Source organism: Henriciella sp. (assembly GCF_029936995.1).
Classification (GTDB): domain Bacteria; phylum Pseudomonadota; class Alphaproteobacteria; order Caulobacterales; family Hyphomonadaceae; genus Henriciella.
In genome coordinates this window covers 482510-504799 of record NZ_JAPYRE010000004.1, presented here as the reverse complement: position 1 = coordinate 504799, position 22290 = coordinate 482510, and the positions used below count along the sequence as shown (strand labels likewise).

At 52.0% G+C, this 22290-nt stretch carries 19 protein-coding genes; 6 read left to right on the top strand and 13 right to left on the bottom strand.

The annotated features are described in order from the left end of the window. Nucleotides 1-161: 161 nt before the first annotated feature. The 4 genes from Q1K31_RS11980 to Q1K31_RS11965 all read left to right on the top strand — a co-directional run bounded on the left by Q1K31_RS11980 (nt 162) and on the right by Q1K31_RS11965 (nt 2623). Nucleotides 162-623, top strand: coding sequence for a hypothetical protein (locus tag Q1K31_RS11980; protein WP_300379725.1), 462 nt, complete (start codon nt 162-164; stop codon nt 621-623). 35 nt (nt 624-658) lie between these two features. Next, a complete protein-coding gene (locus Q1K31_RS11975; RefSeq protein ID WP_300379722.1) occupies nt 659-1927 on the top strand; it encodes a relaxase/mobilization nuclease domain-containing protein in 1269 nt (422 codons plus the stop codon). 68 nt (nt 1928-1995) lie between these two features. Continuing rightward, on the top strand, nt 1996-2250 hold the full coding sequence (locus Q1K31_RS11970) for a hypothetical protein (RefSeq protein ID WP_300379719.1): 255 nt from the start codon (nt 1996-1998) through the stop codon (nt 2248-2250). Between the two features lie 34 nt (nt 2251-2284). After that, entirely contained in the window at nt 2285-2623 is a 339-nt protein-coding gene (locus Q1K31_RS11965; protein ID WP_300379717.1) for a hypothetical protein, read from the top strand. Between the two features lie 3 nt (nt 2624-2626). Here the strand turns inward: Q1K31_RS11965 and Q1K31_RS11960 are convergent, their stop codons facing one another. Continuing rightward, on the bottom strand, nt 2627-4381 hold the full coding sequence (locus tag Q1K31_RS11960; RefSeq protein WP_300379714.1) for a type IV secretory system conjugative DNA transfer family protein: 1755 nt from the start codon (nt 4379-4381) through the stop codon (nt 2627-2629). Nucleotides 4382-4475: 94 nt separating this feature from the next. On the opposite strand from Q1K31_RS11960, the gene Q1K31_RS11955 reads away from it, so the two are divergent. Beyond that, the gene (locus Q1K31_RS11955) at nt 4476-4907 is read left to right on the top strand and encodes a hypothetical protein (RefSeq protein ID WP_300379711.1); all 432 of its coding nucleotides are present in this window, start codon (nt 4476-4478) and stop codon (nt 4905-4907) included. 10 nt (nt 4908-4917) lie between these two features. On the opposite strand, the gene Q1K31_RS11950 is transcribed toward Q1K31_RS11955, so the two are convergent. Further along, on the bottom strand, nt 4918-5856 hold the full coding sequence (locus Q1K31_RS11950; protein ID WP_367187575.1) for a nucleotidyl transferase AbiEii/AbiGii toxin family protein: 939 nt from the start codon (nt 5854-5856) through the stop codon (nt 4918-4920). Next, nucleotides 5846-6667 (bottom strand): type IV toxin-antitoxin system AbiEi family antitoxin domain-containing protein, encoded by an 822-nt coding sequence (locus Q1K31_RS11945; protein WP_300379706.1) that lies wholly within the window; start codon nt 6665-6667, stop codon nt 5846-5848. The genes Q1K31_RS11950 and Q1K31_RS11945 overlap by 11 nt, the downstream gene beginning before the upstream one ends. A gap of 350 nt (nt 6668-7017) precedes the next feature. Here Q1K31_RS11945 and Q1K31_RS11940 point away from each other — a divergent pair, with 350 nt between their 5' ends. After that, nucleotides 7018-7227 carry a hypothetical protein gene (locus Q1K31_RS11940; RefSeq protein WP_300379704.1) on the top strand — a complete coding sequence of 70 codons (210 nt, stop codon included), beginning with the start codon at nt 7018-7020 and terminating at the stop codon, nt 7225-7227. Here Q1K31_RS11940 and Q1K31_RS11935 read toward each other — a convergent pair. The 10 genes from Q1K31_RS11935 to Q1K31_RS11890 form a co-directional block, all read right to left on the bottom strand. Next, complete coding sequence (locus Q1K31_RS11935) at nt 7224-7727, bottom strand: antirestriction protein ArdA (protein ID WP_300379702.1); 504 nt, start codon at nt 7725-7727, stop codon at nt 7224-7226. The two genes, Q1K31_RS11940 and Q1K31_RS11935, sit on opposite strands and share 4 nt — an antisense overlap. A 158-nt stretch (nt 7728-7885) precedes the next feature. Further along, complete coding sequence (locus Q1K31_RS11930; protein ID WP_300379698.1) at nt 7886-9937, bottom strand: DUF87 domain-containing protein; 2052 nt, start codon at nt 9935-9937, stop codon at nt 7886-7888. After that, the gene (locus Q1K31_RS11925) at nt 9924-11201 is read right to left on the bottom strand and encodes an SIR2 family protein (RefSeq protein WP_300379696.1); all 1278 of its coding nucleotides are present in this window, start codon (nt 11199-11201) and stop codon (nt 9924-9926) included. The genes Q1K31_RS11930 and Q1K31_RS11925 overlap by 14 nt, the downstream gene beginning before the upstream one ends. Beyond that, nucleotides 11198-14293 (bottom strand): DEAD/DEAH box helicase family protein, encoded by a 3096-nt coding sequence (locus Q1K31_RS11920; protein WP_300379692.1) that lies wholly within the window; start codon nt 14291-14293, stop codon nt 11198-11200. The genes Q1K31_RS11925 and Q1K31_RS11920 overlap by 4 nt, the downstream gene beginning before the upstream one ends. A gap of 13 nt (nt 14294-14306) precedes the next feature. Next, nucleotides 14307-16286, bottom strand: a complete 1980-nt coding sequence (locus tag Q1K31_RS11915; RefSeq protein ID WP_300379691.1) for a site-specific DNA-methyltransferase — start codon at nt 16284-16286, stop codon at nt 14307-14309. 17 nt (nt 16287-16303) lie between these two features. Further along, nucleotides 16304-16996 (bottom strand): DUF4391 domain-containing protein, encoded by a 693-nt coding sequence (locus Q1K31_RS11910; RefSeq protein ID WP_300379688.1) that lies wholly within the window; start codon nt 16994-16996, stop codon nt 16304-16306. Then, nucleotides 16993-20265: a helicase-related protein gene (locus tag Q1K31_RS11905; protein ID WP_300379685.1), complete on the bottom strand. Its 3273-nt coding sequence runs from the start codon at nt 20263-20265 to the stop codon at nt 16993-16995. Before Q1K31_RS11905 ends, Q1K31_RS11910 begins: the two co-directional genes overlap by 4 nt. Nucleotide 20266: 1 nt before the next feature. Continuing rightward, nucleotides 20267-20464: a hypothetical protein gene (locus Q1K31_RS11900; RefSeq protein ID WP_300379683.1), complete on the bottom strand. Its 198-nt coding sequence runs from the start codon at nt 20462-20464 to the stop codon at nt 20267-20269. Between the two features lie 526 nt (nt 20465-20990). After that, nucleotides 20991-21554, bottom strand: a complete 564-nt coding sequence (locus Q1K31_RS11895; RefSeq protein ID WP_300379681.1) for an ankyrin repeat domain-containing protein — start codon at nt 21552-21554, stop codon at nt 20991-20993. After that, the gene (locus tag Q1K31_RS11890; RefSeq protein ID WP_300379678.1) at nt 21551-22147 is read right to left on the bottom strand and encodes a hypothetical protein; all 597 of its coding nucleotides are present in this window, start codon (nt 22145-22147) and stop codon (nt 21551-21553) included. The genes Q1K31_RS11895 and Q1K31_RS11890 overlap by 4 nt, the downstream gene beginning before the upstream one ends. Between the last annotated feature and the right edge of the window lie 143 nt (nt 22148-22290).

The following is a 22290-nucleotide window of genomic DNA, read 5'->3' as shown; positions in this document are numbered from 1 at the left end:
GCACCTTAGCGTAGGTGCGTCGAACCAGATATTTGATGAGCTTGCTGATTGGAACAGCGTCCTCAAGGACGTTTCCATTGATCAGCTTGCTGAGATACATGACCCGGCAAATGACCTAGAAAGCCCTGACAACGCTTTAATTGAGGCGCTTGGGGGCGATCATGGGTGATCGTCCCAACAAGCGTTTAGCGCCGTTTTCTCTACGTCTATCCTTCGAAGAACGTGCGAAGCTGGAGAATCTGGCTGCGGGTGAAAGCCTGTCTTCTTTCATTAAGCGCAATGTTTTTACTGAGAACGGACAAAGAAATGCTGCACCGCCTCAAAAGCGAGGGAAAGCGCCGGTTAAGGACCACATTCTCCTGGCTCAAGTTCTTGCTGCACTTGGACACTCAAGGCTCTCTCAAAACCTCAATCAGCTCGCCAAGGCCGTGAACACCGGCAATCTACCGCTGACCCACGACATCGAGCGTGAACTAAAACAAGCGTGCGGTGATGTTCAGGCGATGCGTTCGTCACTCATGCGCGCTCTCGGCATGAAGACAGATGAAGACGCAACAAGCCGGGAATCAGCATCACAGAGCTTCACTCGCTCTACATTAGATACGCGAGAGCTAGTGCCATGATCATAAAGGGCTCACAACGCGGGGGCGCAACGCAATTGGCGTCGCACCTTTTAAAAAGTGAAAATGAACACGTTGAGATTCACGAGCTACGCGGGTTTGTGTCGGATGATTTGCATGGAGCTTTCAATGAGGCTCACGCGATAGCTAAGGGCACACGCTGTCAGCAGTTTTTGTTCTCAATGAGCCTTAGCCCGCCTCCCTGGGAAAGAGCATCCACCGAATCTTTTGAGCGTGCAGCCAATGCCGCTGAGGAGCGGCTCGGTCTGGAAGGCCAGCCAAGAGCTATTGTTTTCCACGAAAAAGAGGGCCGCCGCCACGCGCATGTTGTTTGGTCCCGCATCGACGCAGAAAATATGCGGGCAATCAACCTTCCTCATTTCAAACGGAAGCTCACCGCGTTGTCGAAAGAAGTCTTCCTCGAAAACGACTGGAAATTGCCAGAAGGCCTTCGCGATCCAAATCTTCGTGATCCGCTAAATTTCAATCAAGATGAATGGCAACAAGCCTTGCGCGCCGGGCGTGACCCGAGAGAAATCAAGCAAGTCTTTCAGAGGGCATGGAGCCAATCCGATAGCGCAAAAGCTTTTGGTGCTGCGCTATTAGAAAATGGCTTTGTTATCGCTCGTGGGGATAGGCGCGGCCACGTCGCGATTGATTATACCGGCGAAGTCTATGCCATCGCCAAATACACCGGCGTTCGAGCTAGTGGTGTCCGCGAAAGGCTCGGTGATCCTACGACACTCAACAGCGTTGAAGATACCAAAACAGCCCTGCGCGAACGACTCACACCTCGCCTGCGATCAATGTCTGACCAATTGCGAAAGAAGCAAGCCGACGAACAAAAGCCGTTAAAAGACGAAGCCCGAAACCTAGCACGGACACACAAGGCCGAACGCGCCAAATTGAAAGCAGGCCAAGAGAAACGCTGGCTGGATGAGAGCGCATTGAGACAGGCGCGCCTCCGGACCGGCGTTAAGGGCCTCTTTGATTTGGTCACGGGCAAAACCCAGCAAACCCGAGAACAAAATGATCGCGAGGCTTGGCAAGCATTAAAGCGAGACCAGGCACAAATGAGCGACTTGATACTCAGTCAAATTGCTGAACGCCGTCATTTGCAAGCACGCATTGATGAGATGCGAAAAAAGCAGGTTTTGGACCGCACAAAACTCGACCGCGTAATTGGTCAGGTGCTTCACATGAAGAGCGCACCCGAAAAGCTGCAGAGCGACAAAAACAGAGAAATTCAAAACCGGTCCAACGATCCAAAGCGGCATGCGGGACCGGATCGCGATGCCGAAAGATAGGCGTGCCTGACAACTTATGATATGTGAGCGGAAGCGATCAGCCCGTTGGGGCGCTTCTTTGGAGCTGCATGAAAATGAGCAAGCCCCCTCCCACAAAGCAGGAGCTTGATCGACTCAATGCTCGCATCAAAACGCTTCAAGCCCCACAAACGCCTCATATGGCCCCTGCGCCCGGAGGCTCAATGCGCCAACAAGCGACCCAGGTTCAGATACAAGCCAGAAAACAGGCGACTGAAAAATTGGTAGAAAGGCGTGATGAGATCGCTCCGCGCTTAGACGCTGTCAAAGGGAAGTCCAAAGAGGCTTTTGATCGAGAAAAATAGTGCAAATTCAGGCGCATAGTGTTACTATTACAGTATGTATGACGACGAAACGCTGGACATCTATTTAAGAGACGCTGACCGCAAAATTATCAAAGGCCGTATAGACTTTGAGCCATACGCTCGTCTTTACCACCTTCTTTATTTGAAGCCTGAGCTGGAAACACTCATCGCTGATAAGCTTCGCGCAACGGCTCGCATCTATGAGAGCGATCCCGTCGAATACGTTGACGATGTTACGCAGCTCGTAGCCGCCGAAAATAACATTGAAATTCCCGTTATCCCAGAAGGCTCAATGACCGCAGAACAGTGGGCCATCGCCTGGAATAAAATTCGTGAACGCGAGTGGCAGAAACAGCAAGGCTCACGGGCTTAAGAGCTACTCACCGAAGAGCCTTGTTCGATAAGGCTCCGTTTCAAACGCCATTTGCTTCTTCATTTTGAGTGGACGCATGGATTGAGAAAATCCGACAATCAGATTTTTGAACTCGGGGCCAGCCAGGTCTTGAGGCTCCGCAACACGCTGCCGAGAGCCATCAAGAGGACTTTCAAACATACCAAGCGACTTTGAAATATGCTCTGCCGTACCGTCATGAATGGATGGATTCATGTAGCACTGGACGCGGCAATTCCCGATCAGGCCATCAGCGTTCGGATAGATGTTTCGAAGCTGCCCTAAGCTTTGCGCGAACATCCACAATTTGATTCCGTACTGCCTGCCGACTTCCAGAGCCTCTTCAATCGGCGGCATGTTTCCGAGGCGCGGCACCTCATCGAGCATGAACAGTACGGGGGGCGCTTCGCCATCCGGCAATTGGCTCATCAACCCTCTCAAGTGCTGCGCTACAACGACTCTTAGGAGCGATCTGTAAGGGTCAATCTCTCCAGGTCTGAGCGTGATATATAGTGTTGGCGGGTGATCCGTGCTTTGAAAGTCTGACACACTCCAGTCACTTCCAGAGATCACACGCTCAACACGGGGACCTTCCCACGCGGACAAAGCAGATTGGGCTGTCTGAAGTACGCTATCCAGCGTCTTCTCCGTCATACTTTCAATAGAATGCCCCGCTCGCATCATTGCGCGAATTGAGGAGGCTTTGAGTACCGCGATAAACTCTTCCCACTCGACCCGATAAAGATAGTCGAGCACCTGCGCCATGCTGCGCTCCTCCGGCCCCGATAGAAAACAGACGGCAGCGATCGATGCCGTTATCAGGTCTTGGGCTTTCGTTTCCCAGAACGGGTCATTCGACTTTTTATTTGGGACCAAAAGCATCGAAGCCAGAAAGCGTGAGTCTTCCCACAGAAAATCGTCTGTGTTGCGGATTGTCTTTAACGGGTTGAACGAATGACTCTCTTCAGGATCGAGCGGCGCGAAGCGGTGCACTGGAAATCCGCTTTCCGCACGCCACCGCGCCGTCGCCTCGAATATCTCGCCTTTAACGTCGAGCACGATCGCAGCGCCCTGCCACTCCAGCAGATTGGGCAATACTTGAGACTGTGTTTTGCCCGTCCCAGGTGCTGCGATGGTTATCAGCGACCCTTCGCCTGAAAACCGTATGGGCGTTTCGCTGGTTTGATGAATGCCGAGAAGCAACCCGGTGCTATTTGGCAAGAAGTCGCCTGTCAGATCGCTCTCTGTAGCCCATGCGCCACCCCCACGAAGCCTCGCTAGCACGCGGGCCGCAAGAACAGTGTTGGGGTATTTTTCGGTAAATCGATCAATGAAATTCAGGAATGTGCTGATCTCGCTATCTACCGTCATCGCATGAAACGCGAACACCCAATCAATAGCGGTTTTAAAGTCTTTGACGCTTTGTCCAACATCCTTGTCGAACAGGTAAGAGCAAGTTTCGATCTCAGCCTTGCCATCTCCCCAGACCAGGGCACCGTATATTTTTTCTGAGTAGGTCAGCACGCCTGCTTCAACAAAGTACTCAAAGAGTCGTAGCATCTCTCTTTCGCGTGCTGGCATAGCCGCCAACTCACGGTTCAAAACCGCATCGACCTTTGCGTGCGTACCGTCCACCATTCGATTGAATGCTATATCGAACCGGTAGCCACCCTTCTTCCCATCAAACTTAGCATCAACAAGCTCAAGCTTATGCAGAATATGGTCGCTCTTAGTGTTCACAATTTCTCCGTTAGATAGACTTGATACATCGGCGATCTGCCCGCAATAAGGAATACATAGAACTCACCTAGGCTCAATTAGTGATGGAGTGCCAATGTATACGCTCGAAGGAAAATGGAAGATCGAACTTCATAAAGCAGGTCTTCTTCGGTCGGACGGAAAATTCGGCGGGGGACGTGTGATTTTGCTTAGAGCTACGAATATTTCACGCGAAGATACCTTCCCGCTGACATTCACAGGCAAAGTAAAATCCGACGGCATCATCACTGACCGCCTGAGAAGACAATTCGGCGTTTTGCTTCCTGGCGAGACAGAGGAAATTCCGCTTCTCAAAGGGACTGGCTCGAAAGCCAACCTGCACGCTAAAGAACACGTCGTGTCGATCTTCTTCGACTCGATCGCTCTCGAATTTTCCGCGACCGCTATGGGCACGAAATTCCGGGGCGAGATCGCCAACCGAACAGACATGTTCAATAAGAATATTCTCGAAGGCGAAGGCGAGCTTCCCCTTTACTCCGAAGACTGATCAGCCAGGGTCACGAAGCGGCTGTTTTCCCGCCACTAAATAGCGCGCGCAGCGCTTCTAGCTGTTCGTTGTGACGAGCGGAATTCTCGCTTTTGAATTTCTTTAAGTTTTGAAGTTTCCAGCGGACGGCTGGCAGGTCTCCAGCTTGGGGTAAGCCGATCAAATCGAAGTCAGGCTCGCAATTGTGAACGCCTTCAAGAAACGCAGCTGTATCTCCGGTCAACTTTCCGCGCAGCTCAGAAACCAAATTTTCGCGAGCCCTGTATAGCGCCTCCAATGGCAAGGGCTCCGCCGTCATGCCATCAAACTCTCTGACGTAGACGTCACTCAAGTCAATTGGGCTGGGGTCGAGCAACTCATGCATCGGCCTGCCTGAGCTGATCAGATAAATCAGGATCGCTCGGAAGAGCGCGTCTGATATGCCCTCTTCATCAAGGAGATGATGGATATCAAAAAGATCGCGGGGATGCGCGCGATCGAGTGCGGCGATAATCTTGCCAGCGAAGAGTTCTTCGAATGCAATCACAGGCATCTCGGCAAAGCCGAATTCCGTTTCGACGGCTTCATGCACCATCATCGGCTGCGGTGGAAACAACGTACCCCGCATGACCGGTGAGACCTCGATCTTTACCTGCGCGTCTGAGGTCTGAATAATAATCCTCGTTTCTTGATTACCGCCCCCAGGCACTATCGTCGCGCGCGCCTCAGCAACCGCGCTTTCGATCTTTTTCGCTAAGCGCTCCAAGGCAGCCGCAATTGCCATGAGGCTTTCAGCGCGGTCTTTGATCGGCAAATAGATAAGATCGATATCGACGGAGTAACGCGGTAGATCACGGTAGAAGAGATTTATGGCTGTCCCGCCTTTGAGGGCGAAGTCGGTCTCTTCTGCGACAAAGGGAATGAGTCGAACAAGCAAGCGAACTTGGGCGGCGTAGCGCTCACGCATCACTACCCTCCCGCCCTATTGCGGCAAACATAGCCGGAACCGTGATCCGGTAAGTCGGGTGTATCTTGCCGCCTTTGACTAGCTGCCTATCGCCCTTGCCGAAGTCGAGCTTGCTTTTGTCGAGATGCTTGAGCCAAGCGTGGCCATGACGGTCAGCGAATACGAAGAACAGGCGTACGACCTTGACCTTCCGGCAGTCTTGCAGGAGCGCCATTAGCTTACGCGGACTTAAACTCGCAAGCCCCTGGAACACCATATCGAGTTGATCAAAACCGGCACCTTCTGGCAGTTCGTCGAGCGCTTCGAGAACTGCACGCTCCGGGCTTGAAAGCGAGAAGGAAGCATCACCGCCAAAGCTGAAGCCAGTATTTTTGAGAAGCTCAACACCAAGATTTGGATCAGAGAAGAGGTTCAAGCTCCGCTCCTCGAAGCGGGCATTGACCTTGATCCTGGAAAGCCAGCCGGGAAGCTTGTCCGCGTAAAGCGAGACCCGCTCTGCTCCGCTCACCTGTGCATAGTGGCCATGGCCATGAAGGCTGAGTGCTGTCATGCCGCCCACATGGAATTGTATGTTCATCGTTGCGTCCATCGACGCCATAACGGCCTGCCAGCTCAATGGCTGATCCGCATCGTAGGTGCTCGCTGGTCTTAAATAGACCCCGTGCGCGAGGCGCTTTAGCCAGCCGCGCTTCACATAGCCGTTGACCGTTGGCCGGGCCACGTCATGGCGAGCGAGCCATGCTGCATCGACCAGCCCGCCTGGCGGTACTGACGATAGAAGGTTCTTTATTTTTGTCTCTTTTTGTTCGCTCATAACGAACAATTTCCCATATTTTCAAAGAAATGTCGAGAATTCTCTTTGATTTTTCTCAAAAATGTTCGCTATGAGATAACATTTTTAGAGGTTTCCAAAGAGGCGTTGCGCCATCGCCGCCTGCGCGGCTCACCGGTGGTCAGGTCATGATGGCCAGCCGCTGCGGCCCAGCCATCCCCTTCCGCCCGTCTTCAGAGTCATTTGGCCATTGGCCACCCACTGGATTGCAAGCTGAGGGCAGCTCCTAAGCTGCGCGCGGCCTAAGTGTCGGTGCAATCGTGGGCGTCCAATGACTCTGCCACTCCCAGAGAGGGTCAGAAATGGGTCTGGCCTGAATGCCCAGGGAGGCCATGATGATACCCGACTTCAAACCATATGAGCTTTGCTCATTGAGCAATGACGAATTAGACGCGCTCTTCGTCTATATCCGAGAAAAGCTGTGCGAAACTGCACCAGGCAGCAGCGAACGCGAGAGAGCGCTCAAGCTTTTGGATGCGATCCGCTTCGAACTCAAACGCCGGATCGCGAAGCGTTTTGGCTGGATAAACCCAGCCTCCTAAAGAGGCTGAGCGATCCAGGTGCGACCTAAAATTTCGACCTCGGTGATATCGCCACCAAGAACCAGATCGCGGGCGAAAGCTTCGGCGTCGAAGTAGTAGCGAAGGTGCTCCGGAATTTCATTTAAGAGGCCGGTGTCCTCGATATAATTTTCAACATATTCGAGCGATGATCCCTGAAAGAGATAAACATCATCGAGATGACCTAGTACCTCATCGGCTGTGCAGCTGAGATGTTCCGCAAGATAGATTGCCTTCACGGCTTCATCTTCACCGAAGTCCTCGAATGTCTCGAACCAAAGTTTGAGATTGGCCTGATTGACGCGGATTGCTGAGAAGAGCGCGCAATTCTCGCCGTCGATGAATTGGATTTCGTATTCCTCGACTGGACCGCCGTACTGGTTGCGGTGGGATGCAGATTTTTCGAGATAGTCTTCGTAGGTGCTGAAATAGAAGCCGGTGGCTGAAATATCGTAAGGTGTGGCGTGATAAATGTTGGTCATGTGTTCCTCCTTTGCTTTGAACGCAGAAGAAACAGCGGGTGCGAAAAGTGGCGGGCACAATTGCCTTCACGGGGCCGTCAGGCCGTGGCGCGGAAGGTCTGTTGTGGCTGGCACGGCAGCCGCTAATGATGCGGGTAATTCAAAGAAATCGGAATGAATCAACCTGACCAATCAATCAGCGGATCATTCGGAACGTACCAGATATCTCTTATTTCAGTGTCGTTGCTGTTGGGTGTCGGGTCTGCGTCTCTCACGCGGAAGGTGGTAGGAATATTCACTGAGTTCCCAAAGACGAGCGCATGCTGCTTAGGAAGAGATGGTAGTCGTCTAAGCACCGTTTCCGAAATGAAAGGAGTCATTTGCCTGATCTGGGAAAGATCGTCGGGATTCTGAATGCGGTGGATAATGAAATTGTTGCACTGAGAGAGAACCGTTTTCGATAGTTCACTTGGCCTCTGAGATGCCACGATCAGAAAAGCACCGTATTTTCTACCTTCTTTGGCAATTCTTTGGAAAGTGATGCCTGCATCAATCGCAAAACGACTTGGCTTCTCGGATATATATCGGTGCGCTTCCTCCAAAACCATATGAACAGGCATGGCGTTGCGGGGATCAGCACGCCGCATACGATCAAAAACCAGACGGGCAACAACGGCTGAGGCCAACTCGACAATTTCGTCTGATGCATCGTTGAGATCGATGACACAAATTTGGCGTTCTTTCCTATAGCGCCCGTTATCGACTGCGATCCCTAGCAAACGATTCACATAGTGAGTGGGCTCCCGGTCATGATCTTGCAATGCACCCACGTCAGCTCGTAGAAACTCATAGTCAGGATTGTCTATTACAGACTTGAGCCGTGTAACCAATTGCGAGCAATATTCACGAATTTGCTTGTTTCCGTTTGCTTCCTCATAAAAGAGCGCAAGGTCGAGCGCGGCCTGAAGCCTCTCGAATGAAAATGGGAGATTTGAATAGCTTGGCAATACAGGTTCATCGCTCACAAACCCCTCAAGGAGCGTCAGGACTGCGTCATAATTATTCGACGTAGTTGAATTTTTTCCATCTTTGAATTGCCCGTAGTCATTGTACAAACCACTGGCGATTGTGTCTTTCGAAATCTGTTCTGTCGAAAACGAATTAAGGACAGCTATTATTTGCCCTTCCTTGCTCCCAGTGCTGGAATCCGTATTCAATATTGAAAGGATGATCTTTGCGAGAACGTGGTTGCGGATCGTATTGAGACTGTTCTCTGCGCCATCATCTTCAACCGGCTCTTGGTCGGGCGTTTCCTGAAACAGAGTCGTTAAACCAAGTGCCGTTCGAAGAGCCGGAAGTTGCGACCTCTCGCTCGCCCGCAATAGTAATGCCCATTCATCGACGCTCATGAACCAGTGTGGCAGCTTGAATCTGTCCTTGACCTCTGACGCTTGCCTCTTCTCAGAAGGGTCGAGGATGGGCTTATCCGGCTCTGTCGCTTTGAGATAACAAGACTTAATCCAGGTAGGTATGTTATCAAGCGCCTGACGATACTCTCCATTTACATCAAAAATCACGAAAGCTGCACCTAATGGTGCAAACACTTCAGGCTTCATAAAAACGGACTGAAAGATCGACGCAACGGTACAGGACTTTCCGCTTCCCGTGTTGCCAAGAACCGCCACATGCCCGCCGAACAGCTCATCAAGGCGTGCTTTAACAGGATAGCCTTTAAATACAGCCGACGTACCGATTTCGATATTGTGTGGAACATTACCCAGCTGCTGAGCCCCCGCCGCGTCCATCTTCGTCTTAAGTTCAGATGGGAGTTCCACGTTGAAGATCCGATCGAGATCTTCATCCCGCGCGTAGAGCGCATCCGCATAGAGCGGCGGAAATGTTGAAACCCCAAAGCGAAAGCTTCCGCCCTGTATAGGCATCGAGCCAACCGGAACTACGTCAAGGAATTTAGCGGAAGAGGTTTTGTCCAATTCGGCCTGAGAGACGTGGGGCTGTGCGCTATCCTTCTCGTGAAGTCCGACGACTTCTAGAACCACATACTCAGCCTGCATCGGAACCGTGAGATACGATCCCAAGGTTGCCACGTAGTGAATGTCGTCAAAACCGACGATGGTGAAGTTGTCACTGCCCCCATGCAGTTCGACAACCAAACGGTCAGCCGAAACGCTGACGATCTTCCCGATAGCGCGGCTTGCATCATCCCTGACCATCTTCAGTATCCTGCTGCTTGGCAAGAAGTGTATGCAATGCCTTCTCGATTGTCTGATCGATCTTCTGATCAGCGCTTGTGGGCATTAGATGATTGACAACGCCCTCAAAGTAATGGGCCTTCTTCCTCGCTTCTTTGCCATCGCCCCAAATGAACCAAATGCGTGGGTCGCCAAGCGCTGCAAGCTCACGCGTTATATCATTCGTCTCGGGGTCCATGAAGGCGACGATCCTGAAGCCTGGCAAGGTCAGCCCTTGGAAAATGATGTTGTTGACGTGCTCGTCTCCAAAGCTAAATCCCAAGATCACCAGGACACTCTGATCCTGCACAACCTGTCTTTGGAATTCGCGGAACATATCTGAGTATGGCGATCCGAAGCTCGCCGTCTGTTTCGATGGCGTGGGGTAGATCATGACGCGATCTTTAGAAGGATCGAGCGGTGCATGCGACTCACGGATGGGAAAGAGACCCGTATCTTCTTCAGTCCAGTTGACGGAGCCATGTAGCTTGCAGAAGTGCACAAAACCATCAACGGCAGCCCAGCGGCGGGAGGTGATGTCTAACTGCTCCGCTAGCGCCAGTCTGTAGGTGGCAGGGTTAAATCTACGCTCCACCGTTCCCGAGAAACCATTTGAATATGGAATGCCTGAACGGTCCATAGCACGTTCATTGAATAGATCGTAATTGGTAGTGAAGACCCAAGGTGGTGCAAGGCCCCGTGCCCGTGTCGCCAAAGACTGATAAAGTCTACGATAGAGCGCGACGACACTATTGTTACCATTGGAGAAAGGCCCCGTAGTGCATTTGAAAAGCACGAACTGCTTGATGCCAACAATTACACTTTCCACCAGAGGGGCGACGGTGTTCAGCTCCTCCTTGTCACTTGTCTTGCAGAATTGATGGGCATTTATCAAAACAGCCATCATTTGCTCCAAATTGCCCTTTAAGTCGTCAGAAGAAAGGTCAATCCCGAGCTTTTCATGGAGTTTTGCCTTTTGCTCCGCGTTGACGAAAGTCTGACCTGCGTCAGCGGCGAGTAGCGCTTGAAATTCTTCTGCCAGGAATTTCATCGTAGGAATCCCCAGCTCTTCGTCCTCATGTCGTAAGGACGAACAACCTGACCCCATCAGGAGGGAGAGATTTTTGGAACCGAAGACTTCCGCCATTTGCCGCTGAATGATTTCAGCCTTGTCTTCCCAAGAGCTTTCCCCTTTGAGCTTTGCGAATTCGTCACGACTTCCTTTTAAGAAGTTTAAATCGCTCATGCGGCCACCCCGCTGACCAAATCCATAAGTTTGTCGAAGTCGGTGACAACGTCGTATTTGACTTTGTCGGTTTCGATCTGCTGGTTGATCTCGTCGAAGAACTTACGTGCGCATCGGATTTTTGTGCGCTCGATCTCACGGAGCTTCATCGAGGACATAGAGCCCTTCGTTTCAGCCATGAAGTAGATGTGCTTCACGGTTCCGCGCGTGAATGAAATGGCCCAATCAGGATTGTAATCACCGACCGGTGTAGGGATCAAAAAGCCCCGTGGCAGTTTGGCGTAAACAACAATTTCGTCACTCGTATCCAGCTCGCCAACGAAACGGCGCTCCTGGCCAGAATCGATAATGCAGTAGTCGTAAATGTGCTTCTTGAGTTTGTCCGTCGCGCGCGAAAAGTCTTGGCCAGTTTGGGCAGCCGTGAAGATGTCGGTCTCGTACCGATCCTCAACCTCATCATACTGAAGCTTTTCAATCACTGCCGTTGCTTTCTGTTCCTGAATTAAGCGCGAGGCTTCGGCAATGAAGTGCTCTGGATTCGACTTAAACTGGTCGAAAATCGGTTCCTTTATTCCCGTCAGAATCTTAGCGACGGTTCTGCGTGTTAGCTGCGTATTTTCTGCGACCTTACCGACCAGGTCATAGGTCACGTCGGAGTAGACAAACCCACCTTTCTCGGTTGAGGTATCGGTTACTTTGAAGCCTTCGCCAGCTTTCAGTTGCTCGTCAGTCAGCGCTGAGGCCTGTTCACCACGTTGAACCGTATATTGGAGCGGTGTTACGCGAAGCTCGCCGTCCAGGGTGCTCACGGCTTTTTCAATGAGCTCTTCAGAGTCAAATTCGACGCGATAGACGGCTTTGCGATTGATCCGTGACCAAAGCTCCTGGAATTCCTTCTTCTTGAAATTCGCATTGAGCGGATTGGTTTTGGGCTTCCGGCCATCTTCGATACGCGGCAGCTTACTATCGTCAAATACGCTATCGATCAGGTCGATGATCTGGTCGCGATACGGCTCAAGTTCTTCTGCGAAGCCAGGCAGTTCCCCGGTATCCTTTGCCTCATGATAGGTGTCTGTAATGGCGTCAACATCGTCGGTAAAATCGTTCTTCAGCAGATAACGGTATATCTGCTTGGCCATTTGAGGCGTAACTTCGACCGGACCGTTGTCGGTGTGGAGAATCTTGCCAGTGAAATAATCCTCGTCGGCTTTGCGCGGGCGGGCAGAGAGTGTATCGGCAATCTCGGTCTGAAGGCCTTTGACGAAATCCTTGTAGCTTTCACTGGCCACAACCGTCAGTACGTTGATCTCATGCACCAGAGAGGGGTGATCGATACGATCACCATGTTTATCGACGGACAGGCGCAAGCCGCGTCCAACCTCCTGCCTCCGCGATATCGTATTATCGCTGTGCTTTAACATGCACATCACGAAGACGTTTGGATTATCCCAGCCCTCGCGCAACGCGGAGTGGGAGAAAATAAAGCGCGTCGGCTCTTCAAACGATAGCAATCGCTCCTTGTCTTTCAGGATAAGATCGTAAGCGCTCTCGTCGTCGGAGAGTCCCTTTTCCTCACCAGTTTTCTTGATGCTCGGATCGACCATGCGGTTCTTTTTGTCGATCGAGAAATACCCGTTGTGCGTCTTGGCCGGATCGATGCCGTCCAGATAGGCGCGATAGTCCTCGTTATCGATCGCCAGCTCGGAGAGGTATTCTTCCTTCAGCGCAGCGTATTCGCGTTCAAACACGCGCGCATATTCGCCTTTCTCATCCTCTTGATCGTAGTCGCGATATTTCTTCACTTCATCGATGAAGAAGAGGGAGAGCACCTTGATGCCTCGGACGAAGAGCTGCTTTTCCTTGTCGAGGTGGGCTTTGATCGTTTCGCGGATTTGAATGCGGCGAATATCGTTCTCGTTCACATCGCCTTGAGCTTCACCGGCGGCCAGGCGCTCACCATTCGTGAACTCGACCACGTCCTGATTGGCGTCGATCTGAGAGATTACATAGCCGCGATACTGATCCAGCTCACCGGAGGCCGTGTATAGGTCGTCCTTGAACTCAAGGCGCTTTAGCTGGCGTTTGATTTCACCAGATTTGAGTTTAACTTCCATCTCGATACGCGCCACAGGCGCTTTCGTCGAGATTTCGATGCCTTCGAGATAGAGGTAGGCGTTCGTTCCCGCGAGGCCGCGCGTCTGAATACCCCGCACGGCGATCTTCTTAACGAGCTTCTGGTTATAGGCGTCGAGCGCGTCGAGCCTGTGAATTTTATTGTGTTGCGTTTTATGCGTTGCCGAATAGCGCAGGATCATCAGCGGATTGAATTTTGGTAGCGCATCGAGCGTCGCCTTGCCTTCCATCTTCTGCGGCTCATCCAAGATCAGGATTGGCCGGTTCGCGCTGATCACGTCGATCGGGCGGCGAGACTGGAAGTCGTCCAGCTCGTCGTATATCCGGCGATTATCAGCCCCCTTGGCGTTGAACGCCTGGATGTTGATGATCATCACATTGATACCGGCATCGCTAGAGAAGCTTTCCAGCTCATGCAGGCGTTTGGAATTATATGTGAAGAAGCGCGCTTTCTTGCCATAGGTCTCGGCGAAGTGGTCTGCCGTGATCTGGAATGATTTTTGGACGCCTTCGCGAATCGCGATGCTCGGCACCATCACGATGAATTTTGACCAGCCATACCGCTTGTGCATCTCGAACATCGTCTTGATGTAGCAGTAGGTCTTACCCGTGCCGGTCTCCATCTCGATATCGAGATTGATCTTCGCGCCGGGCTTGTAGTTGCTCTTGGCCGGTTTGCGCGCACCCTTGTTGTCTAGGGTCGAGAAGTCTCTCAGGGAATTGGAGAGCGGAAGATTTTGACGCTTCTCGACGGTCTGGATGTTCGTCAGCAGGTCTGTATCTCCGAGAAGAATATCCTCGTTTTTGAACCCGGCTTCCAGCTCCAAGCGAACGTCTTTGTGCTTGCCCGGGTCGATCCGATAACGCAGCGGATCGGATTTCGGCTGACCTTCAAAGCAATCTACAACCGCCTCAACAGCAGCAGTTTGATAGGCCTGTGTTTTGAACTTAAGTTTCATGTCTCGCCCGCCCTTAAATAGACTTCACGTCAGTAGCGGGAGAGAGCTGTTTGAAAATTTGCTCCACATTGATCTTAACGGCATCGGAGGCGAAACCATTGTCTCGGAACACGACGCGGGCTGGCTCATGCTTGGCCAGCTCTTTCACTAATTCCTCAGTTACTCCGTAGTCGAAGCAGGCAATTAGGTCATAGGGCTCTTCATTCACGAAAAAGACTGTCTTGCCTTGGACCTCCTGTTTGTCAACCGGCAGGGTGAGATCAACACCCCAATCGACCAATACTTGGAAAAGCAAGTCTTCAGGATCGGTCCGATCGGACTTAACATTTTCAATTGAATCCAAGAGCTTCATTTGCTCAACTTTACTGGGCGTATAATAGGTTTCGGCCATATTGGATGTGTCTATTTTTAGTGTTCGAAATCCTACATCCTTCCCCCAGTCCTTGTGGCACTCGCCATCAAGAATTTGTCTTCCGGCGCGGCGGATGCGCTCACGGCTAACCTCAGGAATTGTTTTAAATCCGGCTTTGTGGGCTTCGGATTGTTCGTCAGCCACTTCATCCAGCTGGACCATGATGAAGTTCCTGTTTCCGCCATCCTTCGCATTTTGAAGCATCACTGAATGCGCGGTAGTCGAAGACCCTGCAAAGAAATCGAGGATGATGTCTTCGCCCTCCGTCATCATCTCGATGACTTCCTGAAGAACCAATTCATCCTTGGGGAAGTCGAAAAGGTCGCCGCCCATAAGAGCCCGCAATCGCTTCGACGCGGCGCGACCGTCTTGATAGAAAACGCTGTATGGTGTCTGGAATTCGCTGTCTGTGAGATACTTCTTGATGCAAGGTACAGAGTTTTCGTCATCGCCAAAGTGAACGCGTTCGTCCTTGATCCAATCGGCCATTTTCTTCGGATCTGGCGTCATCCATCCCCTTGCAGGAACCTTCACGGGCTTCCCAGTTGTCGGATGAAGTACCTCATATGTAGGACCTCCGCCGCCAGGCCAGGAAATATCCGCCGCGAAATAGACCCCTTTGTGGTCAATATTGCTATAGTGCTTATGAGCCTTCGAAGGGTTTCCGTCCGCCAGATCGCGAAACCATTCCTTTAGGCCAGCGGTCATTGCTTTATAGTCATTTCTATGCTGGCGTTTCAGCCGCTTATGCTGCGCGTAAATCTCGTCCAGTCCCTTCTTTCGCTGCCGCCAAGTCACCCCACTTTCGCGTAGATACTCGGCGTCGCGCGCATAGCAGACGATGTATTCGTGTGAGACTGAAACGAGTCTGGAATCGTTTTTACGCCCGGCTGCCCAGACCATGTCAGCCACGAAGTTCGACTGACCAAAAATCTCGTCCATAATCATGCGCAATCGCGGCTGTTCTCCCTCGTCGCATGATACAAAAATCGCCCCGTCACGCTTAAGGAGATTTTTCGCGAGTCTGAGACGTGGGGTTATCATGGTTAGCCAATTTGAATGGAAACGACCATTTCCCTCAGGGTTGGCTACAAGGCGTGCACCTTCCTCGCTACGTTCACCAGACGCGATTTCCTGCTCTGCCTGTCCAGAGGCGAACCTGTCTCGATAGATGAAGTCCTTACCGGTATTGTACGGGGGGTCGACATAAATCAGCTTGATACGACCAAGGTAAGCTTCCTGAATAAGCTTAAGCGCTTCCAGATTGTCCCCCTCGATGAATAGGTTCCGAGTTTTATCAAAATCCACGCTTTCATCTCGATTGGGACGAAGTGTTTTTGCAATAGGGGTATTAGCCGCCAGCAAGGCCTCTCGCTTGCCCGGCCAGTTTAGTCGGTACCGCTCTTGCGGTCCTTCGACGATATGATCGGACAACTCCTGCCGAAGCTGATCAAAATCGACGGCATAACGGAGTTTGCCGCTCTCATCTGTCGCTTCTGTCACGCAACCCGGAAACAGCTCGCGAATTTTCGCGATGTTCTCATCAGTGAGGTTCGGGCTGTGCATCTTTAGTTTTTCCATCGGTCGTCCATTCGTCGTTATTGGCTGGCCGCGGGGTCGCTTTTGAGCCCGCCTCCAAGTTGTTTGAGTTCAGAAGTCGCGGCGCGCAGCTCGGCGTTGATCGCAACTTTTTTGTTGAATTGTTTCTCGCGAGCCAAACGCGATTTGATCCAATCAATATCACGCTCTTTCGCTCGAATTTCTTCTATTCGAGAGACGCGACTTTGAAGAGTTTCGCCCTCAAGGGCGGCTCCCGGCATCAATTCTTTCAATACGTTATCATAAAGCGTCCCAAGATCGAGAGTTCGGGGAAGCGATAAGCGAGACTTATCCACAGGCTCCCAATTCGCCTCGAAATATTCACTCACTACCCACTTGCTTGCGTCAGCTTCACTTGGGCGCTTGTAGGCGGCAATTAGCCTTCGCTCGTCACCCTTTTTCAGCTCGAAAAGGATGGGAAAGGGGATCGCTTTGTCGATCGCATTTAGAACTTCACTATCGATCTTGCTTCCACGCAACCGAACTTCAAAAACCTGAATCTCGGGAACGCCCGGCGTCCCGGATAGGTTTATTGTCTCCGGTGCGAGCTTATACGCCCAGTTGATTTGATCCACTTGGTCTACAAAACGCTGGCGTTGCTTCGCTGTCAGGTTTCCTGCCTCGTAGATTTTTGATTTTGGCACAACACGACCAAAGCGTGCAGCTTTGGGATATTCGTAACACCCAGTCATGCCGCCTCCTGGATCACCAAGAACGCAATCAGCTCGAAGTCATCCAGCCCTGCGATCATATTCACAAGTGCTGTGGTGCGGCCTCCCGAAAACAGGCTGTCTATATCCTTTTCTTCTTTCACCTCGATCATCGAGCGGATTGCCGTACTCAATAGCTCTGATTGACGACTCATATTCCGCCCATCGTCTGTTTGTTCATTGAAGAGGTTGCACACGGCTCTAATCGGTTCGGATTCTCCCTTGCAGCTTGCGCGCATCAAATCCAGGAGTCGCTTAACTTCTGTGTGGTCAGCAACAATCTCACCGTCCTGTCCTATGTAGACTAGATAATATGGGTGGAGCCGGTTCTGCTGATTGATGTTCACGCCATCATGAATGTTACGAAGGGCGAAAATGACGCCAGGCTCTAGGCCTAGAGCCTGATCTGCCGGAACAACGGCGTGCATGCCGTTGGGCATCCGCTCTAAATCGTCATGTTCCTTCACATAGTTGAGAAGGTCCATTCGGAAGTCGTTCAATCCCAAGTCTGTGATCGATACGCCGGTCTTCACGTCCTCCAGCTCGATCACTTCTTCTTGGAGCCGTCTTAGCTGGTCCTTGCGGTATGCGATCTCGCTGGATTTGGCCGTAAGGACGTTGTCGTCGCCGGTTGCGGTGACGTCCGCGATCATCATGCGATTTTCCACGCGCTCTTTGAGATTGATATACTCATCGAGCGTGATGTCCGGCCAGTAGTTGACGAGCTGGATTTCGGCGTTGGGCGATCCAATCCGGTCGATCCGTCCGAACCGCTGAATGATCCTCACCGGGTTCCAGTGGATGTCGTAGTTGATCAGGTAATCGCAATCCTGAAGGTTTTGACCTTCGGAGATACAGTCAGTCGCAATTAGGATGTCGATCTCGCCATCTTCGTTCGGAAGCACGAGATGCTTGTCCTTCGATCGCGGCGAGAAAAGCGTCAGGATTGACTGGAAGTCGTAGGACTTCTTTAGCGTCGTCTTCGGTGCATCGGAGCCGGTTACGCGCCCCGAGTGGAGGTTGGCGCTTTTCGTCAGGTCCCCCGCGATGTTCTCGTAGAGATAATTTGCGGTGTCGGCGAAGGCTGTGAAAATCAGTACCTTCTTGTTTCCCGGGTTAAGCGGCGCATTGATCTTGTCGCGGATGTGCTTCTTTAGGTGCTGAAGCTTGGCGTCATCTTCAGGGCGGATCAGGTCCATCGACGCCAGGAGCGCGTCAATTAAAGCCAAGTCGCCTTTGAGGTCGTGCGTCCAAGACTGAACGTCCATATCACCAAGGCTGATCCTGACCTTCTTGCCGACGGTAAAATCTCCAAGGCCTGAGAGATCTTCATCGTCGGGGTCAAAACTTCCCGCATCAGCCGTGTAATCAGAAATCTCAAGCGCACTTCCATTGCGTTCGTAATCGGCAATCGCGTCGAGTGCCGCGTTGACGTTGCTTTTGAGAGAGCGAAGCGTCAGGCGGAACGCTTCGACAGAGCTTTCCAGGCGCTTTAGCAAATTCGTCGTCATAAGCGCCTGGAGGCTTCGCTCACGATCAGCTTGTTTTAGTGCGCCTTTACCGCCCTCAACCTGGGTGTCGTACAGCGCCTCATACTTCGCAATTCTGCTCGGTAGAATGTAGCTCAAGGGCGCATAGACGGACAGCTTTAAGAGCCCAAGCTGAGCGACTATTTCGTTCAAGCTCATCACGTCTTTGCGTGCAGTGAGCGGGCAATGGAAAGAGAGTGGTTTCCGTCGTTCCGGGAATTTTCCGATATCGGCGGTGTCGTAGAACGTCTCAATGTGCTTTCGCGACCGCGCGATTGTGACGCTGTCCAAAAGCTCGAAGAAATCGAAATCGAGCATTTTCAGGATCGAAGGTGCCGTTCGCTCTTCGGGCGGCAGCTTTGACCAAGTGTTAAACGCGGTTTGAGCGCGCCGGAAAATCTCTTCGACGCTTGCTTGCGATTTGAGCTTCTTGCTGAGGCTTTCTGACTGGCCTTCGTAGGCAAGTGCAAGCTGGTTTCGAAGATCGGTGAAACGGTTGTTTACCGGGGTCGCCGATAGCATCAGTACCTTGGTCTTTACGCCCTCGCGTATGACCTGGTTCATCAGCTTTTGATACCGGGTCTCTTTGTCCTTGTAGATATCGTTGTTGCGGAAATTGTGGGACTCATCGATCACGACGAGGTCGTAATTTCCCCAGTTCACCCGGTTGAGCGGAATGCCGAACGACTCTCCACTCGTGCGCGACAAATCGGTGTGGCAGAGCACATCGTAATTGAAGCGGTCTTTCGAGAAGATATTGGTCTTCAGGTTCGTGTTGAAGTTCAGCCAATTGTCAGCGAGCTTCTTAGGGCACAGAACCAAAACCGCTCGGTTGCGTAGCTCATAGTATTTGATGACGGCTAGCGCCGTAAAGGTTTTCCCAAGCCCGACGCTATCGGCAAGAATACAGCCGTTATACGTTTCCAGCTTGTTGATGATCCCGGTCGCCGCGTCCTTCTGGTAATTGAAAAGCTTATTCCAGACAACGCTGTCCTGATATCCTGTCAGATCATTTGGGAGCACATCTTCGTCTACCTCTTCGAGAAAATCCCGAAACAGGTTGTAGAGGATAAGGAAGTAAACTCGCTCCGGTGAGTTCTCCTGATAGACGGACTCAATATGGGTGCAGATTGCCTCAGTCACGTCCTGAAGCTTCTCAGGATCGGTCCAAATCTGATTGAACAAATCGAGGTAAGTGTCAGTATATGGAGCACCGCCAAAACGGTTTACGATGTTCGAAACCGCATCACCTTTCTGATAGCCTAGATCAACGGCAGTAAAGCCGTTGATCGGCATGTAGGCTGCTGGCTCCTGCTGGCCGTCCACGCACATAAATTGCTGCATCGCAGAGCGAGTCTTGTTCGACTTGAAGCGCGCTTTCTTTCGAATCCAGTTAGCGCATTCTCTGGCGATCGCTCGTTGCGTCAGCTTGTTGCGAAGTTGGATTTCAAATTCGGACCCGTACAGGCTTCGCTCACGTTCGGCTTTGGGTATAAAAAACTCACGTCGCTCTTTGCGAATCTGATCTGTGACGTTTTGGGGAACAAATGTCGGCGCGGTGAAAATAAAGTCTACGCCATCAACTTTCTGAAGCTCAGATTTGAGCGCCTCGAAAGCGTAGATTGAGAAACAAGAAGCAGCAATCTTCAGGCGATCGCCCTTGCCGATGGTTTCTTTCAAATCGTCACCAAGCAGGACCGATACATTGTCTATGATTTTCAATTCACTTCGTCCTGGGCTTATCCGGTTTAACTCTAGGCTCTTTTAATCCTGATTCCCTGGCGTGCTCAGCAATGTAAGCGCGCATGTAGTCCCGAAGGACTTGCGCCGCTGGGCGATCCTGCGCACGACAGACCTCGACGAACTTTTCTCGAAGGTCTCGCTCGACGCGGATACGGAAACCGGAATCTTTGCCCGACATGACAGAAGTGTATCCATTGTGGCCACGATTGTGAAGGATTAATGCAACCTTATGTAGCGACTGTTCTGCTCAAGCTGATGGCAGGGGTTTTTCAAACCGCGCAACACTCTGGGGGTTCGAGGGGCGCAGAAGCCCTTCGATCGATGGGTGCAGGGAGAGCAGAATTCTCACCTGCGAGTAGTTCAGCGGCGATACGCTGGCGGCATCCAAACGGCGCACGGTTGGTCTCGACGACATCGTCTCCATGACATGGCCATGGGGGTATCGGGGGAGCTTGGAGGCTCACCCTGATCTGCGATCGAACGGCAGGCTGTTCGGACATGGGGAGGTGTCGGAGGGGAGAGGTCATTCTCCGCCTCTGATGAGGGATCAATCGGCGATACGATTGGGTGGTGCTGGGTAGGTTCAATACCCAGTCAGCGCCAAGGCTTGGGGTATCCAACAGGGGGCGCAGCAGCCCCTTTGGCAAGATGTGTGGTAGTACCACACACATCTTGCGCGCAGAATAAGCGGCTCTAACTGCGAATTATCGCTCCCGGTCGTCTCGTTCTTTTCCATCCGTTCGGCGAGCCTGGGTCTTTACTAATGGCTCTAAATGTCTGGCATGGTTTGGGCGTGTGTCCGGCCTCCTCACGGCCTCGTATTTTTCTTTGAAAGCAGCCAATTTCTTTGCCCCTACAGGACCATCGCGCTCGTCTAGAAAAAGCTGCGGATAGGTTAGCCGCTCCGCCTTATCGGCGACGCCACGTCGTCCAGCCTCTCGCATCACATCAAGCGGAAGCCGCCCGGCCTTGTCCCGTGTCCAAGGTGCGGAATTGGCCTCCTGTGTGAGCACTTCGAATAGAAGGCCGGATTTGTCGATCGCGGACCAGTGCAGCGGCGTCATACCGTTCTCGTCCTGACGCTCCGCCAAGGTGGGGTCACGCTTCAGAGCGACGTGTAAGCCAGCGGCATCCCCACTCGTCACCAGATCGAATATGCCACGCTCGCTTTGGTACGCCGCAGTGCCCAGGTCGCGCCGCTCGTTCTCCGAAAGGCTCTTCAAATAAACTTCAAGCTGCCTGAGCCGTTCGCGGCTGTCGTCGATCATCTGCTGGGCTCCAGCTCAGTTGTGGTGATCTGAAGCGAAACGGTATCGCGCAGGATCGCAATCAAACGATCACCTTGCGCTACGGCGATCCCTAGGTGCTTGCGCTCAATTTGCACACCGAATGGCTCCGCGCCGTTCTGCGTTTCAACGCATTCCGCAAGAGCGTATGGACGGCCTTCTTCGGTTTCAACGGCAATGCTGCGCCCATCAAACTCATACGAGCCCGGATCGGGTGCGTCATCGATCCATCCAAACCGACAGACTGCCTGGCCGAGTATATCAGCATCGGTAAGTTCAGGGCTAATATCCTGCGGGCCGTATTTCCGACTCAGATAGAGGTGGAGGCAGGCCCAAAACTCATATCGAGGCGTCGAAGCCGATTTGAGCATCTTATCCATCGTTTGATGGGAAAGCTTGGCAAGCCAGCCCTCCGAAACGCCGGTTGAGGCGATGGATCGGGCGACAAGTTTCATATAGGTGGGGAGCTTCACTCCCGCCGCTTTCCAGTCTTCGAGCATCAACCGCCTGATACGTTGCTGCGCCTCTGGTGAATAATGGCTCAAAAGACCATGTTTGGCGGCATCAAAGCTCATAAAACTGCGCTTCTATTTGTAAGATTCCGGAATGTTCCTTCAGCCTGGGTACTACCAGACCAGACGATCATGGCAGTCTTATACGCACGTTTTTCCCAAAAACAGGCGTAAAAACAGAGTTTTGCCATGATCAAACGCGAAAA